This is a genomic window from Bradyrhizobium sp. TM233, from assembly GCF_036247965.1.
GTDB classification, from domain to species: Bacteria; Pseudomonadota; Alphaproteobacteria; order Rhizobiales; family Xanthobacteraceae; genus Bradyrhizobium; species Bradyrhizobium ottawaense.
This window is the reverse complement of sequence record NZ_BTIG01000131.1, coordinates 1-1,342: the sequence shown is the minus strand read 5'-3', so window position 1 is coordinate 1,342 and position 1,342 is coordinate 1. Positions and strand designations below refer to the sequence as shown.

Here is a 1,342-nt window from a genome sequence, read left to right as displayed (position 1 = left end):
CGATGACGATGGCGCCCGTCAGATCGGCTCCGCCGAGTTGGGCGTTTTTCAGTGATGCGCCGGTCAGATCGGCGCCCCTGAGGACTGCGAATTCGAGGTCGACGCGCGACAAATCGGCGTTGCGCGCGTTCAGCCGTTCCAGATTGGCGGATCTCAGCACCGCGCGCATCAGCCCCATCGACTGGTTGCGCATATCGGCGCCCAGATGCGCGTCCGCGATCGAAGCGCCGACCAGGCTTGCGCCGGTGAGATCGGCAGCGATGCGCGCTCCTGACAGGTTCGCGCCGTCGAGACGCGCGCGGGCCATTTGCGAGGCGAACAGATTGGCGCCCTTCAGGCTTGCGCCGGTAAGATCCGCATCCAGCAGCCACGCCTGATCGAGGATTGCACGGTCAAGCCTGGCGTCTCGGAGTATTGTCTTGTTGAGCCGCGCGGCGCGGAAGACCGCGTTGGACAGGTCCAGCCCCGAAAGATCGAGGCCCGACAGGCGTTTGCCGGTGAAATCGGCAGGCTGCGCGGCGCTCGCTTTGGCCAGCACGGCCTCGACCTCTGGCCTGGTCATTTCGGACGAGACCATCGCGGGGGAGGTGAGGTCGACGTCGCGCATCATGTCCTGCGCGCCCGCCGTCATCGTGACGAGTGCAAGACCAAGCGCTGCCAGCGTTGAGAGTGCGACCATCCGCGTCATCATCGACTCCGCCGCCGGTCCAGTCTAGCACGTCCGCCAGGCGACCGGCTATGAGACATCTCGCTCAGTGCGGTCGCCTTGAGTTCGTTGGGCGAGGCCGGCCTTGATCGCCGCAATCTCGGCTTCGCCGCGTCTGTCGCGCGGGATGCCGATAGGCACCTCGGCCACGATACGCGCGGGGCGCGGCGACAAGAAGAACAGGCGGTCGCCGAGCCGGATCGCGTCATCGAGGCTGTGGGTGACGAGCAGCGTCATCACCGGACGGCCCGCCACCAGCGTCGCGATCTCGTCGCGCAAGCGGCCGGCGAGCGCGTCGTCGAGCGAGGCGAGAGGCTCGTCGAGCACCAGCAGATCGGGCTCGACTGCGAAAGCGCGGGCGAGCGCGACGCGCCGGGCAAGGCCGAGCGACAACTCGCCGGGAAAGTGGCTGCGATGCGCTTCCAGCTCCAGAATCTTGAACAGCTCCGACAGTTTCGCATCGGTCACGTCGGGCGCCGCCAACCGCACATTCTGTTCGACCGAACGCCACGGCAGCAGTCGCGGCTCCTGGAACACCATGCCGATCCGCGCCTGCGGTGGACGCGCAACGTGGCCCCTGAAATCGCTATCGAGCCCGAGGATGATGCGCAGCATCGTGCTCTTGCCGCAACCGGA

The 1,342-nt window shown here is 66.9% G+C and carries 2 protein-coding genes; both read right to left on the bottom strand.

Features of this window, described 5'->3' with window-relative positions; all coding sequences use genetic code 11:
• The coding region (locus AABA86_RS34000) for a pentapeptide repeat-containing protein (RefSeq protein ID WP_338309850.1) at nucleotides 1-679 on the bottom strand (679 nt) is incomplete at its 3' end.
• Between the two features lie 57 nt (nucleotides 680-736).
• A partial coding sequence (locus AABA86_RS33995) for an ABC transporter ATP-binding protein (RefSeq protein ID WP_338309849.1) occupies nucleotides 737-1,342 on the bottom strand: 606 nt, incomplete at its 5' end.